Origin of the sequence: Agrobacterium sp. RC10-4-1, assembly GCF_014138475.1 — a bacterium.
GTDB lineage: Bacteria > Pseudomonadota > Alphaproteobacteria > Rhizobiales > Rhizobiaceae > Agrobacterium > Agrobacterium pusense.
Genome location: NZ_JACJIT010000002.1, coordinates 627,857 through 650,293, shown reverse-complemented (window position 1 = coordinate 650,293; position 22,437 = coordinate 627,857). Strand labels below are relative to the sequence as shown.

At 58.4% G+C, this 22,437-nt stretch carries 22 protein-coding genes; 8 read left to right on the top strand and 14 right to left on the bottom strand.

Going from position 1 to position 22,437, the window contains the following annotated elements; genetic code table 11:
• Positions 1-44 precede the first annotated feature (44 nt).
• Positions 45-1,193 (bottom strand): hypothetical protein, encoded by a 1,149-nt coding sequence (locus FHW77_RS07500; protein WP_004442450.1) that lies wholly within the window; start codon positions 1,191-1,193, stop codon positions 45-47.
• Between the two features lie 110 nt (positions 1,194-1,303).
• On the opposite strand from FHW77_RS07500, the gene FHW77_RS07495 reads away from it, so the two are divergent.
• From FHW77_RS07495 to FHW77_RS07485, 3 genes are all read left to right on the top strand, one after another.
• Positions 1,304-1,552, top strand: coding sequence for a hypothetical protein (locus FHW77_RS07495; protein WP_004442452.1), 249 nt, complete (start codon positions 1,304-1,306; stop codon positions 1,550-1,552).
• A 146-nt stretch (positions 1,553-1,698) separates the two neighbouring features.
• Positions 1,699-2,034: a Grx4 family monothiol glutaredoxin gene (grxD, locus tag FHW77_RS07490; RefSeq protein ID WP_004442454.1), complete on the top strand. Its 336-nt coding sequence runs from the start codon at positions 1,699-1,701 to the stop codon at positions 2,032-2,034.
• Between the two features lie 137 nt (positions 2,035-2,171).
• Entirely contained in the window at positions 2,172-3,380 is a 1,209-nt protein-coding gene (locus FHW77_RS07485; RefSeq protein ID WP_006698780.1) for a multidrug effflux MFS transporter, read from the top strand.
• 221 nt (positions 3,381-3,601) lie between these two features.
• Here FHW77_RS07485 and FHW77_RS07480 read toward each other — a convergent pair whose 3' ends face one another.
• From FHW77_RS07480 to rpsD, 5 genes are all read right to left on the bottom strand, one after another.
• Positions 3,602-4,426: an inositol monophosphatase family protein gene (locus tag FHW77_RS07480; RefSeq protein WP_022556490.1), complete on the bottom strand. Its 825-nt coding sequence runs from the start codon at positions 4,424-4,426 to the stop codon at positions 3,602-3,604.
• A 30-nt stretch (positions 4,427-4,456) separates the two neighbouring features.
• Positions 4,457-5,284, bottom strand: coding sequence for an inositol monophosphatase family protein (locus tag FHW77_RS07475; RefSeq protein ID WP_004442460.1), 828 nt, complete (start codon positions 5,282-5,284; stop codon positions 4,457-4,459).
• Between the two features lie 16 nt (positions 5,285-5,300).
• Positions 5,301-6,227: a tRNA 2-thiocytidine(32) synthetase TtcA gene (gene ttcA / locus FHW77_RS07470; protein WP_004442462.1), complete on the bottom strand. Its 927-nt coding sequence runs from the start codon at positions 6,225-6,227 to the stop codon at positions 5,301-5,303.
• A 61-nt stretch (positions 6,228-6,288) separates the two neighbouring features.
• Positions 6,289-7,218: a glutaminase gene (locus FHW77_RS07465; RefSeq protein WP_004442464.1), complete on the bottom strand. Its 930-nt coding sequence runs from the start codon at positions 7,216-7,218 to the stop codon at positions 6,289-6,291.
• Positions 7,219-7,287: 69 nt separating this feature from the next.
• The gene (gene rpsD, locus FHW77_RS07460) at positions 7,288-7,905 is read right to left on the bottom strand and encodes a 30S ribosomal protein S4 (RefSeq protein ID WP_004442465.1); all 618 of its coding nucleotides are present in this window, start codon (positions 7,903-7,905) and stop codon (positions 7,288-7,290) included.
• Positions 7,906-8,356: 451 nt separating this feature from the next.
• Here rpsD and FHW77_RS07455 point away from each other — a divergent pair, with 451 nt between their 5' ends.
• Positions 8,357-9,340: a TerC family protein gene (locus FHW77_RS07455; RefSeq protein WP_004442467.1), complete on the top strand. Its 984-nt coding sequence runs from the start codon at positions 8,357-8,359 to the stop codon at positions 9,338-9,340.
• 187 nt (positions 9,341-9,527) lie between these two features.
• Positions 9,528-9,737 (top strand): hypothetical protein, encoded by a 210-nt coding sequence (locus tag FHW77_RS07450; RefSeq protein WP_004442471.1) that lies wholly within the window; start codon positions 9,528-9,530, stop codon positions 9,735-9,737.
• 626 nt (positions 9,738-10,363) lie between these two features.
• On the opposite strand, the gene FHW77_RS07445 is transcribed toward FHW77_RS07450, so the two are convergent.
• The 7 genes from FHW77_RS07445 to FHW77_RS07415 all read right to left on the bottom strand — a co-directional run bounded on the left by FHW77_RS07445 (position 10,364) and on the right by FHW77_RS07415 (position 16,837).
• Positions 10,364-11,881: a helicase HerA domain-containing protein gene (locus FHW77_RS07445; RefSeq protein WP_004442474.1), complete on the bottom strand. Its 1,518-nt coding sequence runs from the start codon at positions 11,879-11,881 to the stop codon at positions 10,364-10,366.
• Between the two features lie 128 nt (positions 11,882-12,009).
• On the bottom strand, positions 12,010-12,897 hold the full coding sequence (locus tag FHW77_RS07440; protein ID WP_004442477.1) for an EamA family transporter: 888 nt from the start codon (positions 12,895-12,897) through the stop codon (positions 12,010-12,012).
• 34 nt (positions 12,898-12,931) lie between these two features.
• Positions 12,932-13,570, bottom strand: a complete 639-nt coding sequence (locus FHW77_RS07435) for a LysE family translocator (RefSeq protein WP_004442479.1) — start codon at positions 13,568-13,570, stop codon at positions 12,932-12,934.
• Positions 13,571-13,757: 187 nt separating this feature from the next.
• Entirely contained in the window at positions 13,758-13,997 is a 240-nt protein-coding gene (locus FHW77_RS07430) for a hypothetical protein (RefSeq protein ID WP_004442482.1), read from the bottom strand.
• 388 nt (positions 13,998-14,385) lie between these two features.
• Positions 14,386-15,207 (bottom strand): glutamate racemase, encoded by an 822-nt coding sequence (murI, locus tag FHW77_RS07425; RefSeq protein ID WP_004442486.1) that lies wholly within the window; start codon positions 15,205-15,207, stop codon positions 14,386-14,388.
• Complete coding sequence (locus FHW77_RS07420; protein WP_004442488.1) at positions 15,191-16,024, bottom strand: RNA methyltransferase; 834 nt, start codon at positions 16,022-16,024, stop codon at positions 15,191-15,193. The genes murI and FHW77_RS07420 overlap by 17 nt, the downstream gene beginning before the upstream one ends.
• A gap of 282 nt (positions 16,025-16,306) precedes the next feature.
• Positions 16,307-16,837 (bottom strand): hypothetical protein, encoded by a 531-nt coding sequence (locus tag FHW77_RS07415; protein WP_004442489.1) that lies wholly within the window; start codon positions 16,835-16,837, stop codon positions 16,307-16,309.
• Positions 16,838-17,051: 214 nt separating this feature from the next.
• On the opposite strand from FHW77_RS07415, the gene FHW77_RS07410 reads away from it, so the two are divergent.
• Together FHW77_RS07410 and FHW77_RS07405 are read left to right on the top strand one after the other, a co-directional pair.
• Complete coding sequence (locus tag FHW77_RS07410; protein ID WP_035210117.1) at positions 17,052-18,266, top strand: NADP-dependent isocitrate dehydrogenase; 1,215 nt, start codon at positions 17,052-17,054, stop codon at positions 18,264-18,266.
• Positions 18,267-18,706: 440 nt separating this feature from the next.
• The gene (locus FHW77_RS07405) at positions 18,707-19,333 is read left to right on the top strand and encodes a glutathione S-transferase family protein (RefSeq protein ID WP_006698768.1); all 627 of its coding nucleotides are present in this window, start codon (positions 18,707-18,709) and stop codon (positions 19,331-19,333) included.
• A gap of 205 nt (positions 19,334-19,538) precedes the next feature.
• Here the strand turns inward: FHW77_RS07405 and alaS are convergent, their stop codons facing one another.
• Entirely contained in the window at positions 19,539-22,202 is a 2,664-nt protein-coding gene (alaS, locus tag FHW77_RS07400) for an alanine--tRNA ligase (RefSeq protein WP_044458798.1), read from the bottom strand.
• Between alaS and FHW77_RS07395 the strand changes: the two genes are divergently transcribed.
• On the top strand, positions 22,201-22,422 hold the full coding sequence (locus FHW77_RS07395; RefSeq protein WP_006698766.1) for a hypothetical protein: 222 nt from the start codon (positions 22,201-22,203) through the stop codon (positions 22,420-22,422). The genes alaS and FHW77_RS07395 overlap by 2 nt on opposite strands.
• Positions 22,423-22,437: the final 15 nt, after the last annotated feature.

The following is a 22,437-nucleotide window of genomic DNA, read 5'->3' as shown; positions in this document are numbered from 1 at the left end:
ATAGTCCCACGCGGGCCTTTTCATATTCGACGTTATCGAAACCTCTAAAGAGCAGGCGGCGTTTGTGACTCGAGGTCGGCAAATGAGGCGGCTGGCAGAGGCCCGGCCGTCAGCAGGGTAAAGTCGTAACCGGACCTGCGATCAGGCCCGAGAACATATTGCCGGTGCATTCTGAGGAAATTCCGCTTGTTCTTCTTGTAACGCTCCGGTGAAAGCGAATGCTTGAAGCGGATCGGCACGATTTTCGGTTGCGGCGCATCGCCATGACCGGTCAGCGCCACCGTGTTGCAACGATATAGATGGATCGGATCTGTGAGACACTGGATATCGAACCATGTCACCTCAGGGTGACGTGCGATGACGCCAATGCTCTGACGAAGCCGCACGGCGCTCGACAGAAACGCGCATTGCAGGGCCGCCCCACCCAGCGTTGCGAAAGACAACTTCCGTCCATCCAGTGCCTCCGGCTTCAGCTCCAGCACGCGGCCGATGACCGCGAGGGCCAAGCTGGCGCCCATGCTGTGCGAGACCACCAGAGCCTCATCCGAAGACTGCTCCAGCGCCGTCAGGACAAGCGCTGCCTTCTCTTCGATCCAGCCTCGGGCAATCGGCTCGTCGCGGCCGACTGCGAGTGCGAACCGCCAGTCCGCATAAAGATGCAGGGTGTGAAAGCGCTCGGCAAACGGCAGGAAAGCCTTGTTGAAAAACAGGGCGGCAGCCGGAAGGCTGACCACCAGCAGCCACAGCGGTAAGGCGAAAAGCCAGGACGACAGGCCAATCACCGCCGCAAGCACGCCACCGGCAAGCATCAGCAGGAACGGAAAAATAAAGAACAGCCCAAAACGCCATGCATGGCGGAAGTAGCGCGCCGCGCCCCCCTCACCGATAATGCCCGCTCCCGCCTTGAAGCCCTGCCAGATCTGCCGCCAGACCGGCGCATTCCGCAATTGTGAGATGACGGCATTATGATCATAGACGATGATGTCCGAACGCGTCCGCCAATCGCCTGACGAGGATTCCACGGTGAATGTTTCGCCGCCCGGCCTGTTCTCCAGCGGCCCCACTGCATAATCGACGGCCCATGTTTTTCCTGCCAGCGCGGCGGCACGCTGATAACGCAGATGATGGGCAGCGGCATCCAGCGGATCGAAACCCGGGAAATAAAGGACAAGTCGTGACGTGACGGTCGGCATGCATAAACCTTCGGGCTGGAGGCACCCGAAAGGATCGCTTGATACAGTGGGCGATGCACGTATAGTAAAAATCGCGACGGAAATATGATTTATTTAAAGGCGGAGAAAATTTGTCTGGCATCGTCGATCAACTGATAAACGGCGTCGTCAAGGGCGCTTTGTCGGAAGTCCTCACCAAGACCGGCATCCGCAAGACGCGCCGCGCACGCCGAACGAAAAGCACCGGTTCTCTTGCCGGCGGTATTGTCGGCTCCGTTCTGGAAGCCGCAATCAAGGCCGCAGTCAAACCGAAGCCGGCCAAAAAACAGGTCAGCAAAAGACGCACCGCCGCCGCGCGCAGCCGGCAGAGATATCGCTAGGCGTCGGAAGACCGTTTTTTGGCGCGTTATGCGTTGCAGGAGGCACGCATTTTTTCCTTCCGACGGGTGGAAATCGCGCCACGACATGTTATTTAGAGGCTAACAGAAAGCAGCGGCCTTGAACCGCATGTGAAAGGAATAGGCCTATGAGCGGCATTCACGACATGATCGACAGCGAAGTGAAGAGCAACGACATCGTTCTTTTCATGAAGGGCACCCCGCAATTCCCGCAATGCGGTTTTTCCGGCCAGGTGGTACAGATCCTCGATTATCTCGGCGTCGACTACAAGGGCATCAATGTGCTTGCCGATGCCGACATCCGTCAGGGCATCAAGGACTATTCCAACTGGCCGACGATCCCGCAGCTCTACGTCAAGGGTGAGTTCGTTGGCGGCTGCGACATCGTGAGAGAGATGTTCCAGTCCGGCGAATTGCAGAGCCACTTCCAAGAACAGGGTATCAGCGTCCGCGGCGCGGCCTGATTTCGGCCGGTTCATCCGGCCCACCCTGATTGTCAGAAATTTATGCCAGGCGTTGCTTCATGCAACGCCTTTGCCGTTCTTTTTGGGGCAATCCTGTGACAAATCTTTCACAATCCACCGCTTCGCGCGCAGGCTCGATGGGGCGTACGGAATTCATTGCGCTGGCCGCAATGCTGATGGCGTTGAACGCGCTCGCCATCGATATCATGCTGCCCGGGCTTCAGGAAATCGGCGCCTCGCTGGGCGTCGAGAATGAAAACCATCGCCAATATGTCATTTCGGCCTACCTTCTCGGTTTCGGCGTCGCCCAGCTTCTCTATGGGCCGATCTCGGACCGTTTCGGTCGCCGCAAGCCGATGCTCTTTGGTCTCGCGATTTACATCGTTTCAGCGCTTGCGGTCGTTTTTGTGCCGTCCTTCTCCGGCCTGCTGCTCCTGCGTTTCATTCAGGGCATCGGTTCTGCGGCGACACGCGTCATCACCATCTCGATCGTCCGCGACATCTATGGCGGCCGCCAGATGGCTGAAGTCATGTCGCTGATCATGATGGTTTTCATGGTTGTTCCGGTCATCGCGCCCGGCACTGGCCAGATCGTGCTCTTCTTCGGAAACTGGCACCTTATCTTTGCCTTCATGGCCGGCATCGCTGCCGTGGTAACGGCCTGGATGTATTTCCGCCTGCCTGAGACCCTGCATCCGGACGATGTCCGCCCTTTCACCGCCCGTTCGGTACTCGGCGGTTTCAAGATCGTGCTCACCAACCGCATTGCGCTTTGCTACACGCTCTCCAGCACCTTCATCTTCGGTGCGCTGTTCGGCTTCATCAATTCCGCTGAACAGGTCTACAAGGGCATTTACGGCCTTGGTCCATGGTTCGCGGCGGCATTTGCCGGCGTCGCCCTGTTCATGGCCTTTTCGTCCTTCATCAATGCGAGGCTTGTCGGAAGGTTCGGCATGCGCAAGCTGTCGCACGGGTCGCTGCTCGGCTTCATCGCCATCACCTTCATCTGGCTTGTGGTGCAGGTGCTGGGACCGGATCCGATGCCTTTCGCCATCTTCATCGTGTTCTTCGCACTTGCCATGTTCCAGTTCGGCTGGATCGGCTCGAACTTCAACTCGCTGGCGATGGAACCGCTTGGCCACGTCGCCGGCACAGCCTCCTCGGTGATTGGCTTCATGGGAACCATTGGCGGTTCGCTAATCGGCGCCGCCATCGGCCAGGCTTTCGACGGTACCGCACTGCCAATGGTGGCGGGCTTCTTCGTCGTCTCCATCATCGGCCTGATCTTTGTACTGATCGGCGAAAAGGGTGTGTTATTTCATGCCCACAACAAGCCGATCCGCTAAGGGACATGGAAAAATAAAAGGGCGCGGAATTCTGTTCCGCGCCCTTTTTTGTTTGCTGGTGGGTCTCGCCGACGGCCGTTACCCCGGAGCTGATCCGGGGTTCAGCCAGCCCAAGTCCTTGGGCTGAAAAAGGTCCTTCCGCCGCGCAGACGCGCCGCAGCTGGATGCCGGATCAAGTCCGGCATGACGGTGAAGGTTGTGCACCCCACAAATCCGGAGCCTCAGACCGTGAAAATCTTCTCGCGCAGCAATTCCCACGTCTCCTGATTAGGCGCCAGCAGCAGCCCGCCATCCACATGGCGTGGCAGATAAGGCGAGCCATCAAGGCGGGCGGCATAGGCGCCCGATTCCTGCGAGATCAATGTGCCGGCCAGGTGGTCCCAGGGCATCAGCTTGTTGTACATGAGGAAATGCATGTGACCGCCGCAGAACAGGCGATACTCATGTGCGGCGCAGCGATAGCTGGTGAAGAGCCGCACATCGGCCAGGTTCACCAGAATCTTGCGGCGCGTCTCCACGTCGAAATAACCGGTATTGGCGATACCCACCATCTGCGACAGTTCCGGCGCCGGCACGACCGACATCTGCGTCTGCGCGCCATCGGCGCTGCACAGCCATGCGCCGGAGCCCTTTTCGGCAATGGCCCAGTCATTGCCCATGGGATCGAAGATCAGGCCGGCGACAGTCTCGCCCTTAGAGATGATGCTCATCATCACGCCGAAAAGCGGCAGGCCGGACGCAAAATTATAGGTGCCATCGATCGGATCGACCACGACAGCCAGATCGGCATCGGCAAGCTTGCCAAGCAGCGAAGCGTCGGCCGCCACCGCCTCCTCGCCGATGAACAGAGCATTCGGCATGATCTCCTGCACGCGGGCGCGGATCAACCGCTCTGCGGCCTCGTCAGCCTCGGTAACCAGGTCGATCGCTTCGGTCTTGATCCTGACGTCGCCATCGCCCAGATTGCGGAACCTCGGCAGGATTTCAACCGCAGCAGCCTCCTGAAGCGCATTGGCAAGAGAGGCGATGTCGAGTTCGAGAGCCATGGGCGAGATCCTTCCATTTGAGCATAAATCTTATAAGGCGACGATTTCCCGCCGCAGCATCTTCCAGCTTTCCTTGTCGGGAGCAGAAAGTATGCCACCGGTCGTCTGGCCGGGCCGATAGGGCGTGTTGTCGAAACGCGCCGTGTAACCACCCGCTTCCTGATGGATGAGCACGCCTGCAAGGTGATCCCATGGCATCAGCTTTTCATGGCCGATGAAATGAAGATTGCCGGCGGAAGCGAGCCAATATTCATGTGCGGAGCAGTTGAGCGACAATGCCATCTTTATCTTCGCCATATTGGCGGCGATCACCGGCCGGCGATCCGGATGGCTGTGGCCCCACGAAAAGAGGCCGACCATGTCGGACAGTGGCGCGGGATCGGCAACCTTCAGCTTTGCCTGCGATCCGTTTTTGCGGTGGAGATAGGCGCCCTCACCTTTCAGACCAATGATGGTGTCCCCCATGACGGGATCGTGGATAAGTCCAGCCACGGTCTCACCCTTGACGGTGACCGCAAGCAGCGTACCGAAGGCGGGAAAGCCGGAAGCGTAATTGAAGGTGCCGTCGATGGGATCGATCACGAAGGCAAGCGGCGCGTCGGCAAGGGCGGGAATGACGGAATGATCCGCGTCATAGGCCTCTTCGCCAACAATATGCGCCTTTGGAAACCGCTCGAGCAGCGCTGCGGTTATCAGCTTTTCGGCCAGAACATCCGCCTCGGTGACGAGATCGACGGCGGATGTCTTTTCGGAGATGGCGCCAGCGCTCAGGTTCCTGAAGCGGGGCATGATTTCATCCGTACCGGCTGCGGCAACGGTGGCAACGAGGAAATCGATATCTTTATCGGAAAGGGTCATCGCGCGGGGCACTTCTTCATAAGGGAGGGTGGGCCTCCCTAGGCTCTTCAGATGACGCCCCCGTGACAGAAAGCGCCGAAAAATCAAAAAGTCTGGGGTCGAGGAGATGGGAAGGGTTCACATGTGCCAGCGCCCGCAGCATCACATCCTTCCGACCGGGCATACGCCGCTCGATATCCGCCAGCATTTCCTTCATGGCGTTGCGCTGAAGCCCGTCCTGCGAGCCGCAAAGGTCGCAGGGGATGATCGGAAACTCCATTGCGGCCGCAAATTTCGCCATGTCTTCTTCGGCGCAATAGGCAAGCGGGCGCATGACCATCAGGTCACCCTCGTCATTCAAAAGCTTTGCCGGCATGCCGGCCAGACGTCCGCCATGGAAGAAGTTCATGAAGAAGGTCTCGAGAATATCCTCGCGGTGATGGCCGAGCAGCAGCGCGTCGCAGCCCTCCTCCCGCGCGATGCGGTAAAGATTGCCGCGCCTGAGCCGCGAACAGAGCGAACAGTAAGTGCCGCCGGAGGGCACCTTCTCCTTCACCACCGAATAGGTGTCGCGATATTCGATGCGATGGGCAACCCCGATCTTAGCCAGATACTCCGGCAGCACGTGCTTGGGGAAATTAGGCTGGCCCTGATCGAGATTGCAGGCAATCAGTTCCACCGGCAAAAGGCCGCGCCATTTGAGATCGAGCAGCAGCGCCAAAAGGCCGTAGCTGTCCTTGCCGCCTGACAGGCCGACCAGCCAGCGCTTCTGGCCATTCAGCATGCCGAAATCTTCGAAGGCCTGACGCACATTGCGGAGCAGCCGCTTGCGCAGCTTGTTGAACGAGACCGAACGCGGCGCATTGTCGAACAGCGGATGCGAGTTGCCGTTCTCTTCCGAAGGCTCGTGATCTGCCTCCACCTTATCAGCGATATCATCGATCCTGGTGAGAATATTCATCATCCGCTCGCTCCGGCTCGACTGCCGTTCTTAATGGAGGCAATGCCCCCATCCGCCGGCAATATCAAGCCCCGAATACGGACCAGCCGGTTTTCGTCGCCAGCATTTCCAGCGCATGTGACCCGAGCGCCGAGTTGCCGACCTTGTTGAGGCCCGGCGACCAGACCGCGATCGATGCCTTGCCGGGTGCCACCGCCATGATGCCGCCGCCGACGCCGCTCTTGCCCGGCAGGCCGACATGATAGGCGAAATCGCCCGACCCGTCATAATGACCGCAGGTCAGCATCAGCGCATTGATGCGCCTTGCGCGGCGGTCCGACACGACGGTATGCCCCGTCAGCGGGTTGCGGCCGCGATTGGCCAGAAACAGGGCGGCGCGGGATAGCTGCGCGCAGGTCATGGAAAGCGCGCACTGATGGAAATAGACCCCGAGCGTATATTCCACGGGGTGATGCAGATTGCCGAAGGAGCGCATGAAATTGGCGAGCGCGAAATTGCGGAAACCCGTCGCCTGCTCGGATTTCGCCACCGTATCGTCGATGCTGATCGTGTCATCATCAGCGAGATACCGCACGAACCGCAGGAGCTCGCCGATCGCCTCGCGCGGCTGATGGCCGGACAAAACGATATCGGTCACCACGATCGCCCCGGCATTCACGAAGGGGTTGCGGGGAATTCCGTGCTCGTGCTCCAGCTGGACTATGGAGTTGAAGGACGATCCCGACGGTTCGCGACCCACTCGGTTCCATACCGTCTCACCGGCCTTGCCGAGCGCCAGCGTCAGCATGAAGACCTTGGAAATGCTCTGGATCGAAAACGGCGTCAGCGCATTGCCAGCCGTATAAGTCGTTCCATCGACCGTGGTGATGGCGATGCCGAACTGGTTGGGATCGACCTTGGCGAGTTCGGGAATGTAATCCGCAACCTTCCCCTCGCCCAGCCTCGGCAGCATGCTGTCATGGATGGAATCGACGATACCCTGAATGTCCTGCATGCAAAGCCTTCCCCAGCAAACAAAAAAGCCGCCCCGAAGGGCGGCTTCCTGAATACTGAAACGCGTCGATTAACGCGAGTAGAATTCGACGACCAGATGCGGTTCCATGACGACCGGGTAAGGAACGTCGGAGAGCGACGGAACGCGAGCGTAGGTCGCAACCATCTTGTTGTGGTCAACTTCGATGTAGTCAGGAACGTCGCGTTCAGCGAGCTGAACGGCTTCCAGAACGGTTACGAGCTGCTTGGACTTCTGGCGAACTTCGATAACGTCGCCCGGCTTGCAGCGGTAAGAACCGATGTTGACGCGAACGCCGTTAACCGTGACGTGGCCATGGTTGATGAACTGGCGCGACGCGAAAACGGTCGGAACGAACTTGGCGCGGTAGACGATGGCGTCCAGACGCGACTCGAGCAGGCCGATCAGGTTTTCAGAGGTATCGCCCTTGCGACGGTTTGCTTCGTCGAAAGTAGCGCGGAACTGCTTTTCGCGCAGTTCGCCGTAGTAGCCCTTGAGCTTCTGCTTGGCGCGCAGCTGCGTGCCGAAGTCGCTCATCTTGCCCTTGCGGCGCTGGCCGTGCTGGCCCGGGCCGTATTCGCGGCGGTTAACCGGGGACTTCGGACGGCCCCAGATGTTTTCGCCCATGCGGCGGTCGATTTTGTACTTAGCCGATTCGCGCTTGCTCATCGTATTTCCTTCTCAAAGGTTTATACCGGCTTGTTGCCAAACCGGGTTAAGGAAACACGCCCTCCTCTGAGGCCCGTTGCAGGGCCTCTGACAGGCTTCTCACATGCGAATGGAGAAACCACGGGACATGTCGGTGATATTGACCGCCGAACGTCAGTTCTTAAACTGCAGGGCAGTCAACAAAACACACCGGACATCACTGCCCGGCGTTGGGGCGGCTTCTACAGAGCTTTCACGGTTTTGTCAAACAAGGCCTTTCGCTTTTTTCTAAAGTCTGCCCTTGAAAAGCAAAAGTGCCCACCCATCTCTTCGTCGTGATCAGAACTCGGGCCCCTCTGGCGTGTTACCGGACAACACGTGATGTCGAGTTTGTTAAGGTTGGGGCCCACGTATATTCTTGACACGCGTTCCCCATCCGTAAAGCCAACCTCGTCCGGCTAAAGGTTGACTGATGGACTTTCTTCTATCGGATTTTCTCGGCACACCCACCTGGATGTGGGGTGTCTTTATTTCTCTTGTCCTTGGCCTGCTCGCGCTCGATCTCGGCGTACTTCATAAGAATTCCAAGGAAATCGGCGTTCGTGAAAGCCTGCTGATGTCAGGCTTCTATATTGCCATCGGCCTCGCCTTTGGCGGCTGGATCTGGTATCAGTCCGGCCAGCAGTCCGCCATGGAATATGTCACGGGCTTCGTGGTCGAAAAAAGCCTGGCGATGGACAATATCTTCATCATCGCCATGATCTTCTCCTATTTTGCCATTCCGCGCCAATACCAGCACCGCGTGCTGCTCTGGGGTATCCTCGGCGTTATCGTCCTGCGCGGCATCATGATCGCCGGCGGCGCGGCCATCGTCGAAAACTTCCACTGGGTGCTTTACCTCTTTGCGGCCTTCCTCGTCTTTACCGGCCTCAAGATGCTGTTTTCCTCCGACCATGACGAGAACGACATCGGCAACAACCGCATCCTGAAATTCCTGCGCAGTCACCTGCCAGTGACAAACAGGCTGCATGGCGAAAAGTTCTTCGTCAAGGAAACCGATGAGACAACCGGAAAACTGAAGACCTTCGTGACGCCGCTCTTCCTGGCGCTCATCATGGTCGAAATCGCCGACCTCATCTTTGCCGTCGATTCGATCCCAGCGATCTTCGCGATCACCACCGATCCGTTTATCGTCTATACCTCGAACATCTTCGCGATCCTCGGCCTGCGCGCCCTCTATTTTGCGCTTGCCGCCCTGATCCATCGCTTCGCCTACCTGAAATATGCATTGGCTGCGGTTCTGGTCTTCGTCGGTTCGAAAATCTTCGTCGCCGACATGCTAGGCATCGCCAAGATCCCGCCGGCTGTTTCGCTCGGCGTCACCGTCGCCATTCTCGTCACCGGCGTCGTCGGTTCGCTGATCGCGACGCGCAAGGAAGCGAAGGCCATCGAGTAATTACACGCGCGAAGGAGGCAGAAAAGCTGCCTCCTTCGTAACATTTTAAGAACTGGCCGGTTTGGTTACTTTATCGAGATGAAATATTACCGCGACGCTCACGTATTTTTTTGCAATTCTTAGAAGAAACGCGATAAAATATCTCGAAGCATTTTAAATAGCCTATATTGTTTGGAAAGAGGATAAGATGGAAAAGGATGTAGCAAAATCAATAATAGAATTGTCTATATCTATTGACACGATTCTGGGGCAAATGTTCGAATGCATAGAAAAAATATCCGACGAAAAAATTAAATTCGCACTCTATAAATCAGCAAATGATTTAATGGGATATATTGCTAGAGACATTATATTCCCCCTGATTGAAATACATCCTGAATTGAATACAGAATCGTAGATTTAGTGATATTTATTCGGAGATTTAATCGACGATTAATCGATTTACCAAGACATATTAGGCCGACATAGACGTCTTTATTTCGAAATTTATAAGTGCAACATATGACATTTGAATCGATCGACCAGGCAATTTCTGAGCAGAAGCTTTGACGAGCGAAGGAAATACTTCAAGGAAGGCTCAGCCATCCCGAAGTCGATCTGGCGCTCTTTCAAAAATATGGTGAAGTGCTGCTTGAGATGAACGATCTCATCGAAGCGGGGCGTATGTTGTTCTGCTCGGGCGCAAGGGACGAGCGCTTCCGGGAAGCGATCGATATCTTCCTCTCAAGAAATGACAGGCGCGAACCGCAACGCTTTCTGGCGCGGTTGCCCTCTTCCATGAGACGGCAACGGCATCTTGCGGAATTTGTCGCTTCGCCGGAATTCGAACGCAGCGGGTGGACTGCGGCGCAACTCTCCCACATCGTTCCAATACAAACTGATGTCGACGCTCGTCCCTGTCAACGGTCGCATCGCATGACCTCGATACTGGCGATCGTCTCTTTGGTTTGCCTCCTGGCCCTCAGCCTTGTGGGTCTCTACACGACAATCGGCTCCGCAGTGCGGCTTTTTGCAGATTGGTGATTACTCCGCCGCCAGCCTTGCATCATCCTCAGCCGCATCCGCATCGCCGGGCGCGGTTTTTGCGTCGAGATCGGGAAATGCCACGATACGCTTGCCGGAGAAATCGGCATGCACCACCACAAGCTCCTTCTCCTCGAAATAACTAAGGAGACGCCGCGCGCGGCGGGCGGAATGGGTGCCGTAGGCGCGGGCAATTCGGGCATCGGACGGGCAAGGTTCCTCGCCGAGCGCTGCCTTGACGAGCAGCAGAAAAACGCCCTGCAGGTCATCGGAAACCGACATCGACAATTCCAGCGCCTTCTCCCAGCCTTCGCTTGCCGCCATTGCGGCATCAACGCCTGAACGGGCAATCGCCACCTGCCGGCGGAACTCCGCCAGCGTCATCGGCGTGCCGGGAATGCGGCGCATGCGGGCGCGCACCAGGAAATCCTGATAAAGCACGGCGTCGGTACGATAGGCGGATTGAGGGTCATCGAGAATTTCGACGAGAACCGCTGAAATCTTTTCGTCGCGCTCTTCCGGCGTTATTTCCGGCTGGCCCGCACGTGGCGACTGCTCCGGCGCTGGACCGACGGTCGCGGGAGTAGACCGGGACAATTCAGCCAGAATATCCGTTGTTGGACGCGGAGCCGGCGGTGTGCGACGAACTGCGGGACGCGTGAATTCTTCCGGGTCCGGCGTAAAGATCAGGTCTTCGACGTCCTGCGGCGCATCCGGCAGCGGCATCAGCTTCGGTGAAGAAGAGCGCGCCGAGGTTTCCACCGCCCCGATGACGATGGGCAGCGGGCGGCGCGACAGTGCCGGGCCAAGCGCCACGAAATTGCCGCGCTGAAGGTCGCGGAACATTTCCGCCTGCCGCCGGTCCATGCCGAGCAGATCGGCCGCGCGCGCCATGTCGATATCGAGGAAAGTGCGGCCCATCAGGAAGTTGGACGCTTCCGCGGCCACGTTCTTGGCAAGCTTGGCCAGTCGCTGCGTGGCGATGACGCCGGCAAGACCACGCTTACGGCCACGGCACATCAGATTGGTCATCGCGCCAAGCGAAGCCTTGCGTGCATCTTCCGTGACTTCACCGGCAACCGACGGCGCAAACATCTGCGCTTCATCCACCACCACAAGCACCGGATACCAGAATTCGCGATCGGCATCGAACAGGCCGTTGAGGAAAGCAGCGGCCGCCCGCATCTGCTGTTCGATATCGAGACCTTCCAGCGTCAGCACGCAGGAAACACGATGCTGGCGAATGCGGTTGGCGATGCCCGCGAGCTCGGCTTCCGTGCGCTCGCCATCCACGACCACATGGCCGAATTTATCGGACAGCGTAACAAAATCACCCTCGGGATCGATGATGACCTGCTGCACCCATGGCGCCGATTGCTCGAGCAGCCGGCGCAGCAGATGCGACTTGCCGGAACCGGAATTGCCCTGCACCAGCAAACGCGTCGCAAGCAATTCTTCAATATCGAGCTTGGCCTGCTGCCCGCCCGATAGAGTTCCCATGTCGATGCCGACCTGCAATGTTCCGTTCCTCGTACTGCCTCAGATCCGGCCGATTCCCCTCGCGGCGGCCGAAGATGCTCTTTACCAAAAAATCGTCGATTGCGTCTCGCCTATGCCGGTAATGCACAGGCATTTGCGTTTCCGGCCTAAGCAGGACGGCGCCAGGCGCGGGCAAAGGCAATACGCCGCCCGAAGACATTGAGCGCCAGCCCGAGAATCACGAGCGCTGCGCCGGCCACTTCGAAGACTGTGATATGTTCCGCAAAAGCGAGATAGGCGCTAATGAAACCAACAACGGGCACCAGCAGAGAAAACGGCGCCACCGTTCCAGCCGGATACCGCAGAAGCAGATAACTCCAGATACCAGCGCCGACAATTGTCGCACCATAGGCCATATAGATCACCACGAACGCCATGGTCGGCGTCGCATTGACCACCCCATCGACTATCGCCCGAGGACCCTCCACCACGAGCGAAAGCAGGATCAACGGCAGAACAGGCACAAGGCTCGTCCAGGCAACGAAGGAGACCGCATTGACCTGGCCGATGCGGCGATTGACGATGTTACCGCAGGCCCAGGCAATGGCGGAACCGACGCCCATCAGAAGCGGCACCAGCGCCGCCGCCGTCATGCGCTCGACGCCGATGACCGCAAGCCCGCCAAAAGCGATGATTGCACCGAGGATTTGCGACGGCAACGGCCGTTCCCCGAGGAACACCACGGCAAGCGCCAGCGTGAAAAAGGCCTGCGACTGCATGACGAGCGAAGCAAGCCCCGCTGGCAGCCCAAGCTTGATGGCCGGATAAAGCAGGCCGAACTGCACAAAACCCATGGCCATGCCGTAAACGATCATATGCCGCCAGGGCACATTGGGCCTGGGCAGGAAAAACACCAGTGGCACTGCCGCAAAGAGATAACGAACCCCCGTCAAAAACAGCGGCGGCATATCGTTGACGCCGATCTTGATGACAACGAAGTTGAAGCCCCACAAAAACACGGTAACCAGGGCCAGAAGTATATGCGGCAATGCCATTTTATTATGTCCGAATGTCAGTCGATGGAGGGCGTCATACGCTGGCCGCCCTCTTCCAGCCAAAGGCAACGAGACCAGCGCCGATCAGGAGGCCACCGCCCGTGCGGTTGACAATCCGCTGAACCTTCGGCTTGCGGATCGTATTACGGGCGGCACTTGCCAGAAGTCCATAAAGCGCCGCGTTGACAGTGGCAAGCACAAGGAACGTCGCCTCGAAAATCAGCACCTGCGGCCAGAACGGCAATGTCGGCACCAGAAACTGCGGCAAAAAGGCCACGAAGAACACGATGCTCTTCGGGTTAAGCGCGGTAACGATATAGGCATGCAGGAAGATTTTGAGCGGTCTTTCCCGGCCCGTCACGCCGGTTCCATCAGTACCTTCGCCACCAACCGGCGAACGCCACAGCTTGATGCCGAGATAGATGAGATAAGCCGCACCGATCCATTTCAGCCCGGTAAAAAGCGCTGCGGATGTGGCGAGCAACGCCCCAAGCCCCAACATCGAGGCCGTCATGGCGGTGAAATCGCCGAGCGCCACGCCTGTCACCGTTGCCGTGCTCGCCTTGCGGCCATGGCCCAGCGCATAAGAAATGACCAGCAGGATCGTCGGTCCTGGAATGGCAAGCATAATGGCGGACGCGGCCACGAAGGCCAGCCAGTTTTCCAATGGCATGATGAATCTCCTCTATCCCGAGTCTTGAGCAAGCCACGGAAAATGTTTTGCTTCAAGCCGGATTGTACGAGCTGTGCAGCTCTCTCCTAATGCCCCCGGGAAACTTCCCGGTACGAGTTTCTCCGTAATCCGCGGTCAAACCGGGACCGGCCTCTCCCGCATGTGCGTGCGGAAGAGGCCACCATTGTCAAAACCGCGGCGCCCAGTAGGGCGTTTCCCAGTCTCGCCGCCGCTTCACGCGCGAAGGGTCGAGGCCGATATCGACCAGAAGGCGCTCCGGCAGATCGGCAGGGTCAGTTGGTGGCGCGTGGGGCACGACAGCGGCAATGAGAACCGCTTTGAGAGTTTTCCAGACGCCGAATGTGACGAACAGACGGTCCACCGCATCCGGCAGCGCATATGCTACCAGTGGTTGATTTTTTTGCATGGGAAATCCATCCCGGCGCGGCAAAGCGGCCAGGTCCTTTATCGATGAAAAACGACAGGACGAAACGACGGGCACAGCAATGATGCCGCACAAACGCGCAGGTCACATGTCGAACGAAATGAAAACGCCAAACGGCAGGGAAATCAGGCCTAAGCCTTATCGGAGGGAGATGCCTCGCATCCCATAACCGCCGATATTCATGCCGGAAAGGCCAGACATGCCGTTAAGGCGCATATTCATGTCATTGGTCATTCCACGCCTCCATTTATAGCGGTTACAGACGAGAAACACCTTACACAGGAAATCCGGCGCGACAAGAGGTCGCAATCTCGAATTGTAAAGAGTCGCAAAAAAGATGCAAAAATGCAACAGACTCATGGAAGGGAAATCAGGACACGGAGACGCTGAGGCCAAAACCCTGCATCAGCCGCCGCGTGGCAAAGTCCGGCTTGCCTGATGTGAAGACGGCGAAGTCGAAACCATCGGGGTGTTCGGCATCCTGGGGCATCGGCACCAGATGACGGGCACGTCTTGCAATTGCCTCGGCGGGATCGAGCCAATCTACCGGCCAGGGGGCCAGACGGCGAAACACGTTGGCCATGAAAGGATAGTGGGTGCAGGCGAGAACGACGATATCTGTGCGTTTTCCATCGCTTTCGATAAAACAGGGTTCGATTTCGGCAAGCACCGCCTCCTCCGACACCGGCTCCCCCCTGATCCAGCTTTCGGCCATGCGCGCAAGGTTTTCCGAGCCGACAAGGCGGACATGGCATTGCGTCGCGAAGGACTGGATGAGATCGCGCGTATAGGCACGCTTGACGGTGCCGGGCGTCGCCAGAACGGAGACGAGGCCGGAACGGGTGCGCTCCGCCGCCGGTTTGATGGCGGGTACTGTTCCGACAAAGGTCATCTGCGGAAACCGGGCACGCAGATCAGCGCCGGCAAGCGTGAAGGCGGTATTGCAGGCGATGACGCAGACTTCCGGGCTGAAATCCTGCAGCAGTTTTTCAAAAAGCGAGAGAATGCGCGCCCTGAGCGCCTCCTCCTCCCAGCCGCCATAGGGAAAACCGGCGTCGTCGGCCACATAGATGAAGCCGCGCTCGGGCATCAGCACGCGCGCTTCGCGCAGCACAGTCAGCCCGCCAATGCCGGAATCGAACACCAGCACCGGCTTCAGCACGTCGGTGGCCGCCTCACTCGTCTTCAGCATTCTCCCCTGCTCCCTCGGCCGATGGCCCCGTTGCCCGACCGGCCTGCTTCGGCCACTGCCGGGGAAAACGGTCGAGCGAATTGATCACGCCGCGGAAAACACTGATTTCCTGCTCGGAAAAACCGCGTCTCGACAGCACGGCACGCAGATTGTCGACCATTTTCGGCTTTTTTTCAGCGGGATGGAAATAACCGCGCGCATCCAGCGCTTCCTCGAGATGTTCAAACAGGCCAAAAACCTGCTCCTTGGTCGAAGGCCGCTGCTCGACGGACTGGAAAAGCGTCTCGCCCAGATCGTCCATGCCTGACTTCATCCACTCATAGGACATCAGGAGCACGGCCTGCGCAATATTGAGCGATGCAAAGGCGGGGTTGACCGGAAATGTCACGATCTCATCGGCCAACGCCACTTCCTCATTGGTCAGGCCCCAGCGTTCACGACCAAACAGGATGCCTGTCTTTTCGCCCGCCTTGAATTTTGCCCTGAGCGTATCGGCCGCAGTGACCGGCGATCGTACCGGCTTGAACCCATAACGCTCGCGCGCGGTCGTGGCATAAACGAAATTAAGATCCTTGATCGCCTCTTCCAGGGTATCGAACACCGTCGTCGCGTCGATGACGTGATCGGCCTTGGAAGCGGCGGAGCGCGCCTTTTCGCTTGGCCAGCCATCACGCGGGTTGACGAGGCGCAGCTCGGCAAGCCCGAAATTGGCCATCGCCCGCGCCACCATACCGATATTTTCGCCAAGCTGCGGTTCGACCAGAATGATCGCCGGGCCTTCCGCCAGAAGTTCAAGCTCGCTGTTTGTGCCTGCCATCGTTGTTTGTCCGTTTTTTTTAAAAGCGCGGCATAGACTTTGACGCCGATACCGTAAAGCGCGCTTCACTGGCACAGATTGCCGCTAAAATCAAAGTCGGAGAGAGCGCACACCCGCTCGGCTTTGCTGGAGATGAGAGCAACACCGCTACCCCGTCATCCTCGGGCTTGAACCGAGGATCCACAACACGTTGAAATCAATGGATCCTCTGGCCAAGCTCGAGGATGACGGGCAGTGTGGCGAAAACCTCGCATCACTCTCCACCGGCTCAAACGGGACCCATTACTCCCCCTTGATGATGTTCGCCATCTCCTCACGCAGCGAGTCCCGGCCTTCGTCGCCCACCCGGTGAATGTCGCTGATGACAGGCCGGCCCTCCTCCTCGATCACATCGAAATGCACCTCGTCCACGGTCGCCTTCATCTCCGCCTCATCCATGCAGGCCCAGAGCTTGAATTTGGCCGTCACGTCAGTCACGCCATCCTTCACCGCGCCCGCCGTCACGGACACATCCTGCAGCGGGCAGCCATCCTGCGAGTTGGTCACAACGTCATAACCGAATGGATCGCCCTTCTCGCCGCTTTCGGCCTCGTAAGCCGGCTTCTTGGAGGCTTCGCGGTATTGCGCGACGAACTCCTTGCTGAAGAGGCTCGTCAGCATGTCCTCGTCGAATATGTATTTCCAGTTTTCCGCATCGCCGGACCAGTTCTTGACGGTGATGTCCATCACCTTCTGGACGGGATCGGTGGGACCGGCGGCGAGGGCGGCGTGGGAAAAGAGGGCGGCGGCAGACAGAAGCAGAATTTTCCGCATGATATGATCCCGGTAGAGGCCCAGAGACGGGCGAAGCGATTCGCCTGACTGTATTCCGGCATTATGGTTTGGCAATGCGCAAAGCGTTATTGCGCTGCGCCAAAAAAGCGCCCCCCATGGCTTTGCCTCAGGCGCGTGCGATGCTATAGCCCCACCGGATATTTTTCCGACTATGGGCGTCAACAGGCGCCACAGCTTCGAAGGTGAGGAATTCATGGCAAAGATCAAGGTAGCCAATCCAGTCGTCGATCTCGACGGCGACGAAATGACCCGTATCATCTGGCAGCTCATCAAGGACAAGCTGATCCTGCCATACCTCGATCTCGACATCGAATATTACGACCTCTCAGTTGAAAACCGCGACGCCACCAACGATCAGGTCACGGTTGACGCGGCCCACGCCATCAAGAAGCACGGCGTTGGCATCAAGTGCGCCACCATCACCCCGGATGAGCAGCGCGTCGAGGAATTCGGCCTGAAGCAGATGTGGAAGAGCCCGAACGGCACCATCCGCAACATTCTGGGCGGCGTCATCTTCCGCGAGCCGATCATCTGCAAGAACGTTCCGCGCCTCGTTCCGGGCTGGACGAAGCCGATCGTTGTCGGCCGCCACGCTTTCGGTGACCAGTACAAGGCAACCGATTTCAAATTCCCCGGCAAGGGCAAGCTGACGATCAAGTTCGTCGGTGAAGACGGCCAGGTTATCGAAAAGGACGTTTTCGACGCTCCGAGCGCCGGCGTGGCTCTTGCCATGTACAACCTTGACGAATCCATCCGCGAATTCGCCCGCGCCTCCATGAACTATGGCCTAATGCGCAAGTGGCCGGTTTACCTCTCCACGAAGAACACCATCCTCAAGGCATATGACGGCCGCTTCAAGGATATCTTCGAAGAAGTCTACCAGACCGAATTCAAGAAGCAGTTCGACGAAATCGGCATCACCTATGAGCACCGCCTCATCGACGACATGGTCGCTTCCGCGCTGAAGTGGTCCGGCGGCTACATCTGGGCCTGCAAGAACTATGACGGCGACGTTCAGTCGGATACGGTTGCTCAGGGCTTCGGCTCGCTCGGCCTGATGACCTCGGTTCTTCTGTCCCCCGATGGCCGTACGGTCGAAGCCGAAGCGGCACACGGCACGGTCACGCGCCACTACCGTCAGCACCAGAAGGGTCAGGAAACCTCGACCAACTCGATCGCCTCGATCTTCGCCTGGACCCGTGGCCTCGCCCACCGCGCCAAGCTGGACGACAATGCGGAACTCGCAAAGTTCGCGGCAACGCTCGAGACCGTGTGCGTCGACACCGTCGAAAGCGGCTACATGACAAAGGACCTCGCGCTCCTCATCGGCCCGGACCAGCCCTGGCTCTCCACCACCGCCTTCCTCGACAAGATCGACGAAAACCTCAAGAAGGCGATGGCTGCCTAAGCCTGCTTTCCCAAGACGTCAAAACCCGGCCTCAGTGCCGGGTTTTTTATTTGCACGGTATAGACGAGGCATTCGTTCAATAGAAACGAAATGGACAACCAGATAGCGAACAAATATCGTTACGTGCCGGCTGGTTGAGCCAAGAGAAAAAACTCTGACACAACGCAGATTTCTTTTTGTTCACGGCATCTTGATTAGCGGTTGCACTAGGCGCAGAATTTGATTCTGCGTGTCCAGGGCCAGCAGGACAATAAGACTAAGATTAAACAGCATCTACTTGCACACAACTTGCCCGACACAGTCAAACGTTCATCGTAGCATCCACGCGATCTTGGAAAGACGCTAGGGATGTTGCGGACTTTAAAAATATGAAACGCAGGCCGAAAGCCCTTTGGGTTCGCCTGATGTTTCGACGATTTTGCTTGGGGAGGCAAAAGAGCATGAGTGAACTGATCTTTTACACCAACCCCATGTCGCGCGGGCGTATCGCGCGGTGGATGCTCGAGGAAGTGGGCGTTCCCTATCGAACCGAGATACTTCGTTTCGAAACCTCGATGAAATCGCCTGCCTATCGGCTGATCAATCCGATGGCCAAGGTGCCCGCCATCAAACATGGCGATACCATCGTCACCGAGGCCGCCGCGATCTGCGCCTATCTGGCTGACGCCTTTCCCGGTGCGAACCTAGCGCCCACACCCAAGTCACGCGGGCTTTATTACCGCTGGATGTTCTTTGCCGCAGGCCCGCTGGAAATGGCGGCGAGCATGAAGGCAATGGGTTTCGAAGTACCGAAGGAAAAACTGCGCATGGCCGGCTGCGGCAGCTATGCGGATGTGATGAACACGCTTGAACGGGCCGTCAGCGAAAACCGCTTCATCGCCGGCGATCTCTTTACCGCCGCCGATGTCTATGTCGGCGCCCATGTTGGCTGGGGCCTGCAATTCGGCACGATTGAAAAACGCCCGGCCTTCATCGACTACTTGTCGCATCTGACCGAGCGCCCGGCATTTAAGCGGGCCGCGCAGCTCGATGAGGAAGCGGTGAAGGATATGAAAGCGACGGACTAGAGCATTTCCGGTGATCACGGGATCACCGGAAATGCTCTAGTGTTTGTTTTTACCGCATTGTCCGACGCCGAGGCGAACACGCTTCGGCTGGAAATACTCCAGCAGGCTTGGCGCTGCCCAGCGCAGAATAGTCCCTGAACCATCCACAAACGGAAATTCACAAGAAAAAGGCGGGCCAAAATCCCGCCTTCTCATTTTCTGTCGATCAGGCCGCCAGAGCCGCTGCCACCGCTTCGATGGCCTCCTGCGCCTTGGCGCCATCAGGACCACCTGCCTGCGCCATGTCCGGTCGGCCGCCGCCGCCCTTGCCGCCAAGTGCGGCGGAAGCAGTGCGGACGATATCGACGGCGCTGAAACGGGACGTCAGATCTTCCGTCACGGCGGCGACAGCGCTTGCCTTGCCATCCTCGGAAACGGCGATCAGCAATACAACACCGGAGCCAAGGTTGGCCTTGGCCTCATCGGCAAGCCCCTTGAGATCCTTGGCATCGATACCAGCAAGGGATTTTGCCAGGAAGTTGACGCCCGCAACCTGCTTGACGTCGCTTGCCCCGGCATCGGCCGAACCGCCGCCCATGGCGAGTTTGCGGCGGGCATCGGCGAGCTCACGCTCCAGCTTCTTGCGCTCGTCCAGCAGGCCTTCAACGCGCGACAGAACATCGCCCGGCTGAACCTTCAGCGACGAGGCGAGCGCCTTTACCCGCTCGTCCTGTTCGGCGAGATAGGCAAGCGCGCCCTGGCCGGTTACGGCCTCGAGACGGCGCACACCGGCACCGACGGCGCTTTCACCGAGGATGCGGATGAGACCGATCTGGCCGGTCGCAGCCACATGCGTGCCGCCGCAAAGCTCGACGGAATAAGGACGGTTGGCTTTCGAGCCATGTAAGCCGGTGCCCATGGAGACGACACGAACCTCGTCACCGTATTTCTCGCCGAACAGCGCCATCGCGCCCTCGGCAATGGCGTCATCGACGCTCATCAGGCGGGTGACGACAGGCGAGTTCTGCAACACGATTTCGTTGGCCATGTCTTCAACGACCTTCAGCTCCTCGGCAGACATCGGCTTCGGATGTGAAACGTCAAAGCGCAGGCGCTCGGGCGCGACCAGCGAACCCTTCTGCGCGACATGGGTGCCCAGCACTTCGCGCAGCGCCTCATGCAGCAAATGGGTGGCGGAGTGATTGGCGCGCAGACGCGAGCGGCGGTCATGATCGACCGTCAACTGAACGGCATCGCCCACTTTGATGCCGCCCTTGGAGACGGTGCCCATATGAACGAAGAGGCCTTCGCCGCGCTTCTGGGTGTCGGAAACGGCAAAAGCGCCGTTATCGCCGGAGATTACGCCGATATCGCCCATCTGGCCGCCGGACTCGCCATAAAACGGCGTCTGGTTGACGACGACCTGCACGGTCTCACCATCCACAGCGCTTTCGACGGCCTTACCATCCTTGACGATGGCCTGCACGACGCCCTCGGCGGTTTCCGTGTCATAACCGAGGAACTCGGTGGCGCCGAGTTTTTCCTTGAGTTCGAACCAGATCGTTTCGGTGGCCTTGTCGCCGGAACCGGCCCAATGCGAGCGGGCTTCCGCCTTCTGGCGCTCCATGGCATCCGTGAAGCCGGAAATATCGACGCCGATTTCGCGGGCGCGCAGTGCGTCCTGCGTCAGGTCGAGCGGGAAACCATAGGTGTCGTAAAGCTTGAAAGCGGTCTCGCCATCCAGCATGTCGCCCTTGTGCAGGGTCGAGGTGGCATCCGACAGCAGCGACAGGCCGCGTTCCAGCGTCTTGCGGAAACGGGTTTCCTCAAGCTTCAGGGTTTCGGAGATCAGCGCTTCGGCGCGGACCAGTTCCGGATAGGCGCGACCCATCTGCTGCACCAGCGACGGCAGCAGCTTGTAGATCAGCGGCTCGCGCGCGCCGAGCAGTTCGGCATGGCGCATGGCGCGACGCATGATGCGGCGCAGAACATAACCGCGGCCTTCATTGGACGGCAGCACGCCATCGGCGATCAGGAACGCAGACGACCGCAGGTGGTCGGCGATGACGCGGTGGCTGGCGCGCTTTTCGCCTTCAGCCGGAACACCCGTCGCTTCGACGGAAGCGGCGATCAGTGCGCGGAACAGGTCCGTATCGTAATTGTCATGCTTGCCCTGCAGCAGAGCGGAGATACGCTCCAGACCCATGCCGGTATCGATCGACGGGCGCGGCAGGTCGATGCGCTCTTCCTTCGTCACCTGCTCATATTGCATGAAGACGAGATTCCAGATTTCGATGAAGCGATCGCCATCCTCTTCCGGCGAGCCGGGCGGGCCGCCCCAGATATGATCGCCATGGTCGTAGAAGATTTCGGAACAGGGGCCGCAGGGTCCGGTATCGCCCATCGCCCAGAAATTGTCGCTGGTCGGGATGCGGATGATGCGGTCGTCGGAGAAACCGGCGATCTTCTTCCAGAGGTTAAAGGCCTCGTCGTCGGTGTGATAAACCGTGACCAGCAGGCGATTGCGGTCGATGCCGAATTCCCTGGTGATCAGGTTCCAGGCGTGCGTGATCGCCTCTTCCTTGAAATAATCACCAAAGGAGAAGTTGCCGAGCATTTCGAAGAAGGTGTGGTGACGGGCGGTATAACCGACATTGTCGAGGTCGTTATGCTTGCCGCCAGCGCGCACGCATTTCTGCGCGGATGCCGCAGTAGAATAAGGACGGCTTTCCAGACCGGTGAAGACGTTCTTGAACTGCACCATGCCGGCATTGGTGAACATCAGCGTCGGATCGTTGCGCGGCACCAGCGGGCTGGAGGGCACAATCTCGTGTCCGTTCTTCTTGAAGTAGTCGAGGAAGGTCGACCGAATTTCATTTACACCGCTCATGCCCACACACCGCTCACAGCTGGAGTCCATCACCGCCATCGGAAATGATGGCTATATTGCAAAATCAATGGCTTTTATCGTCCGCATCCTGCCCTGTCCAGCCATGGAGACCGGCGAAGGCGTACCGACAAAGAAAAAGGGCCATACGACAGAAATCGCACGGCCCATTTTGTTCAATTCGATTCACATCGAGACAGGCGATCCGGCAACGGATGCCTGAAGCTCGACGGCAGGA

What these genes read in the sequence shown, in the direction of transcription:
- FHW77_RS07480 (WP_022556490.1), bottom strand. Translation starts at nt 4,426, where the DNA reads ATGGCTCTCGAACTCGACATCGCCTCTCTTGCCAATGCGCTTCAGGAG.
- FHW77_RS07455 (WP_004442467.1), top strand. Translation starts at nt 8,357, where the DNA reads ATGGACTTTCTTCTATCGGATTTTCTCGGCACACCCACCTGGATGTGG.
- FHW77_RS07395 (WP_006698766.1), top strand. Translation starts at nt 22,201, where the DNA reads ATGCCCACACACCGCTCACAGCTGGAGTCCATCACCGCCATCGGAAAT.
- FHW77_RS07410 (WP_035210117.1), top strand. Translation starts at nt 17,052, where the DNA reads ATGGCAAAGATCAAGGTAGCCAATCCAGTCGTCGATCTCGACGGCGAC.
- alaS (WP_044458798.1), bottom strand. Translation starts at nt 22,202, where the DNA reads ATGAGCGGTGTAAATGAAATTCGGTCGACCTTCCTCGACTACTTCAAG.
- FHW77_RS07420 (WP_004442488.1), bottom strand. Translation starts at nt 16,024, where the DNA reads ATGGCAGGCACAAACAGCGAGCTTGAACTTCTGGCGGAAGGCCCGGCG.
- FHW77_RS07435 (WP_004442479.1), bottom strand. Translation starts at nt 13,570, where the DNA reads ATGCCATTGGAAAACTGGCTGGCCTTCGTGGCCGCGTCCGCCATTATG.
- FHW77_RS07450 (WP_004442471.1), top strand. Translation starts at nt 9,528, where the DNA reads ATGGAAAAGGATGTAGCAAAATCAATAATAGAATTGTCTATATCTATT.
- FHW77_RS07465 (WP_004442464.1), bottom strand. Translation starts at nt 7,218, where the DNA reads ATGCAGGACATTCAGGGTATCGTCGATTCCATCCATGACAGCATGCTG.
- rpsD (WP_004442465.1), bottom strand. Translation starts at nt 7,905, where the DNA reads ATGAGCAAGCGCGAATCGGCTAAGTACAAAATCGACCGCCGCATGGGC.
- FHW77_RS07430 (WP_004442482.1), bottom strand. Translation starts at nt 13,997, where the DNA reads ATGCAAAAAAATCAACCACTGGTAGCATATGCGCTGCCGGATGCGGTG.
- murI (WP_004442486.1), bottom strand. Translation starts at nt 15,207, where the DNA reads ATGCTGAAGACGAGTGAGGCGGCCACCGACGTGCTGAAGCCGGTGCTG.
- FHW77_RS07475 (WP_004442460.1), bottom strand. Translation starts at nt 5,284, where the DNA reads ATGACCCTTTCCGATAAAGATATCGATTTCCTCGTTGCCACCGTTGCC.
- ttcA (WP_004442462.1), bottom strand. Translation starts at nt 6,227, where the DNA reads ATGATGAATATTCTCACCAGGATCGATGATATCGCTGATAAGGTGGAG.
- FHW77_RS07500 (WP_004442450.1), bottom strand. Translation starts at nt 1,193, where the DNA reads ATGCCGACCGTCACGTCACGACTTGTCCTTTATTTCCCGGGTTTCGAT.
- FHW77_RS07485 (WP_006698780.1), top strand. Translation starts at nt 2,172, where the DNA reads ATGGGGCGTACGGAATTCATTGCGCTGGCCGCAATGCTGATGGCGTTG.
- FHW77_RS07405 (WP_006698768.1), top strand. Translation starts at nt 18,707, where the DNA reads ATGAGTGAACTGATCTTTTACACCAACCCCATGTCGCGCGGGCGTATC.
- grxD (WP_004442454.1), top strand. Translation starts at nt 1,699, where the DNA reads ATGAGCGGCATTCACGACATGATCGACAGCGAAGTGAAGAGCAACGAC.
- FHW77_RS07415 (WP_004442489.1), bottom strand. Translation starts at nt 16,837, where the DNA reads ATGCGGAAAATTCTGCTTCTGTCTGCCGCCGCCCTCTTTTCCCACGCC.
- FHW77_RS07440 (WP_004442477.1), bottom strand. Translation starts at nt 12,897, where the DNA reads ATGGCATTGCCGCATATACTTCTGGCCCTGGTTACCGTGTTTTTGTGG.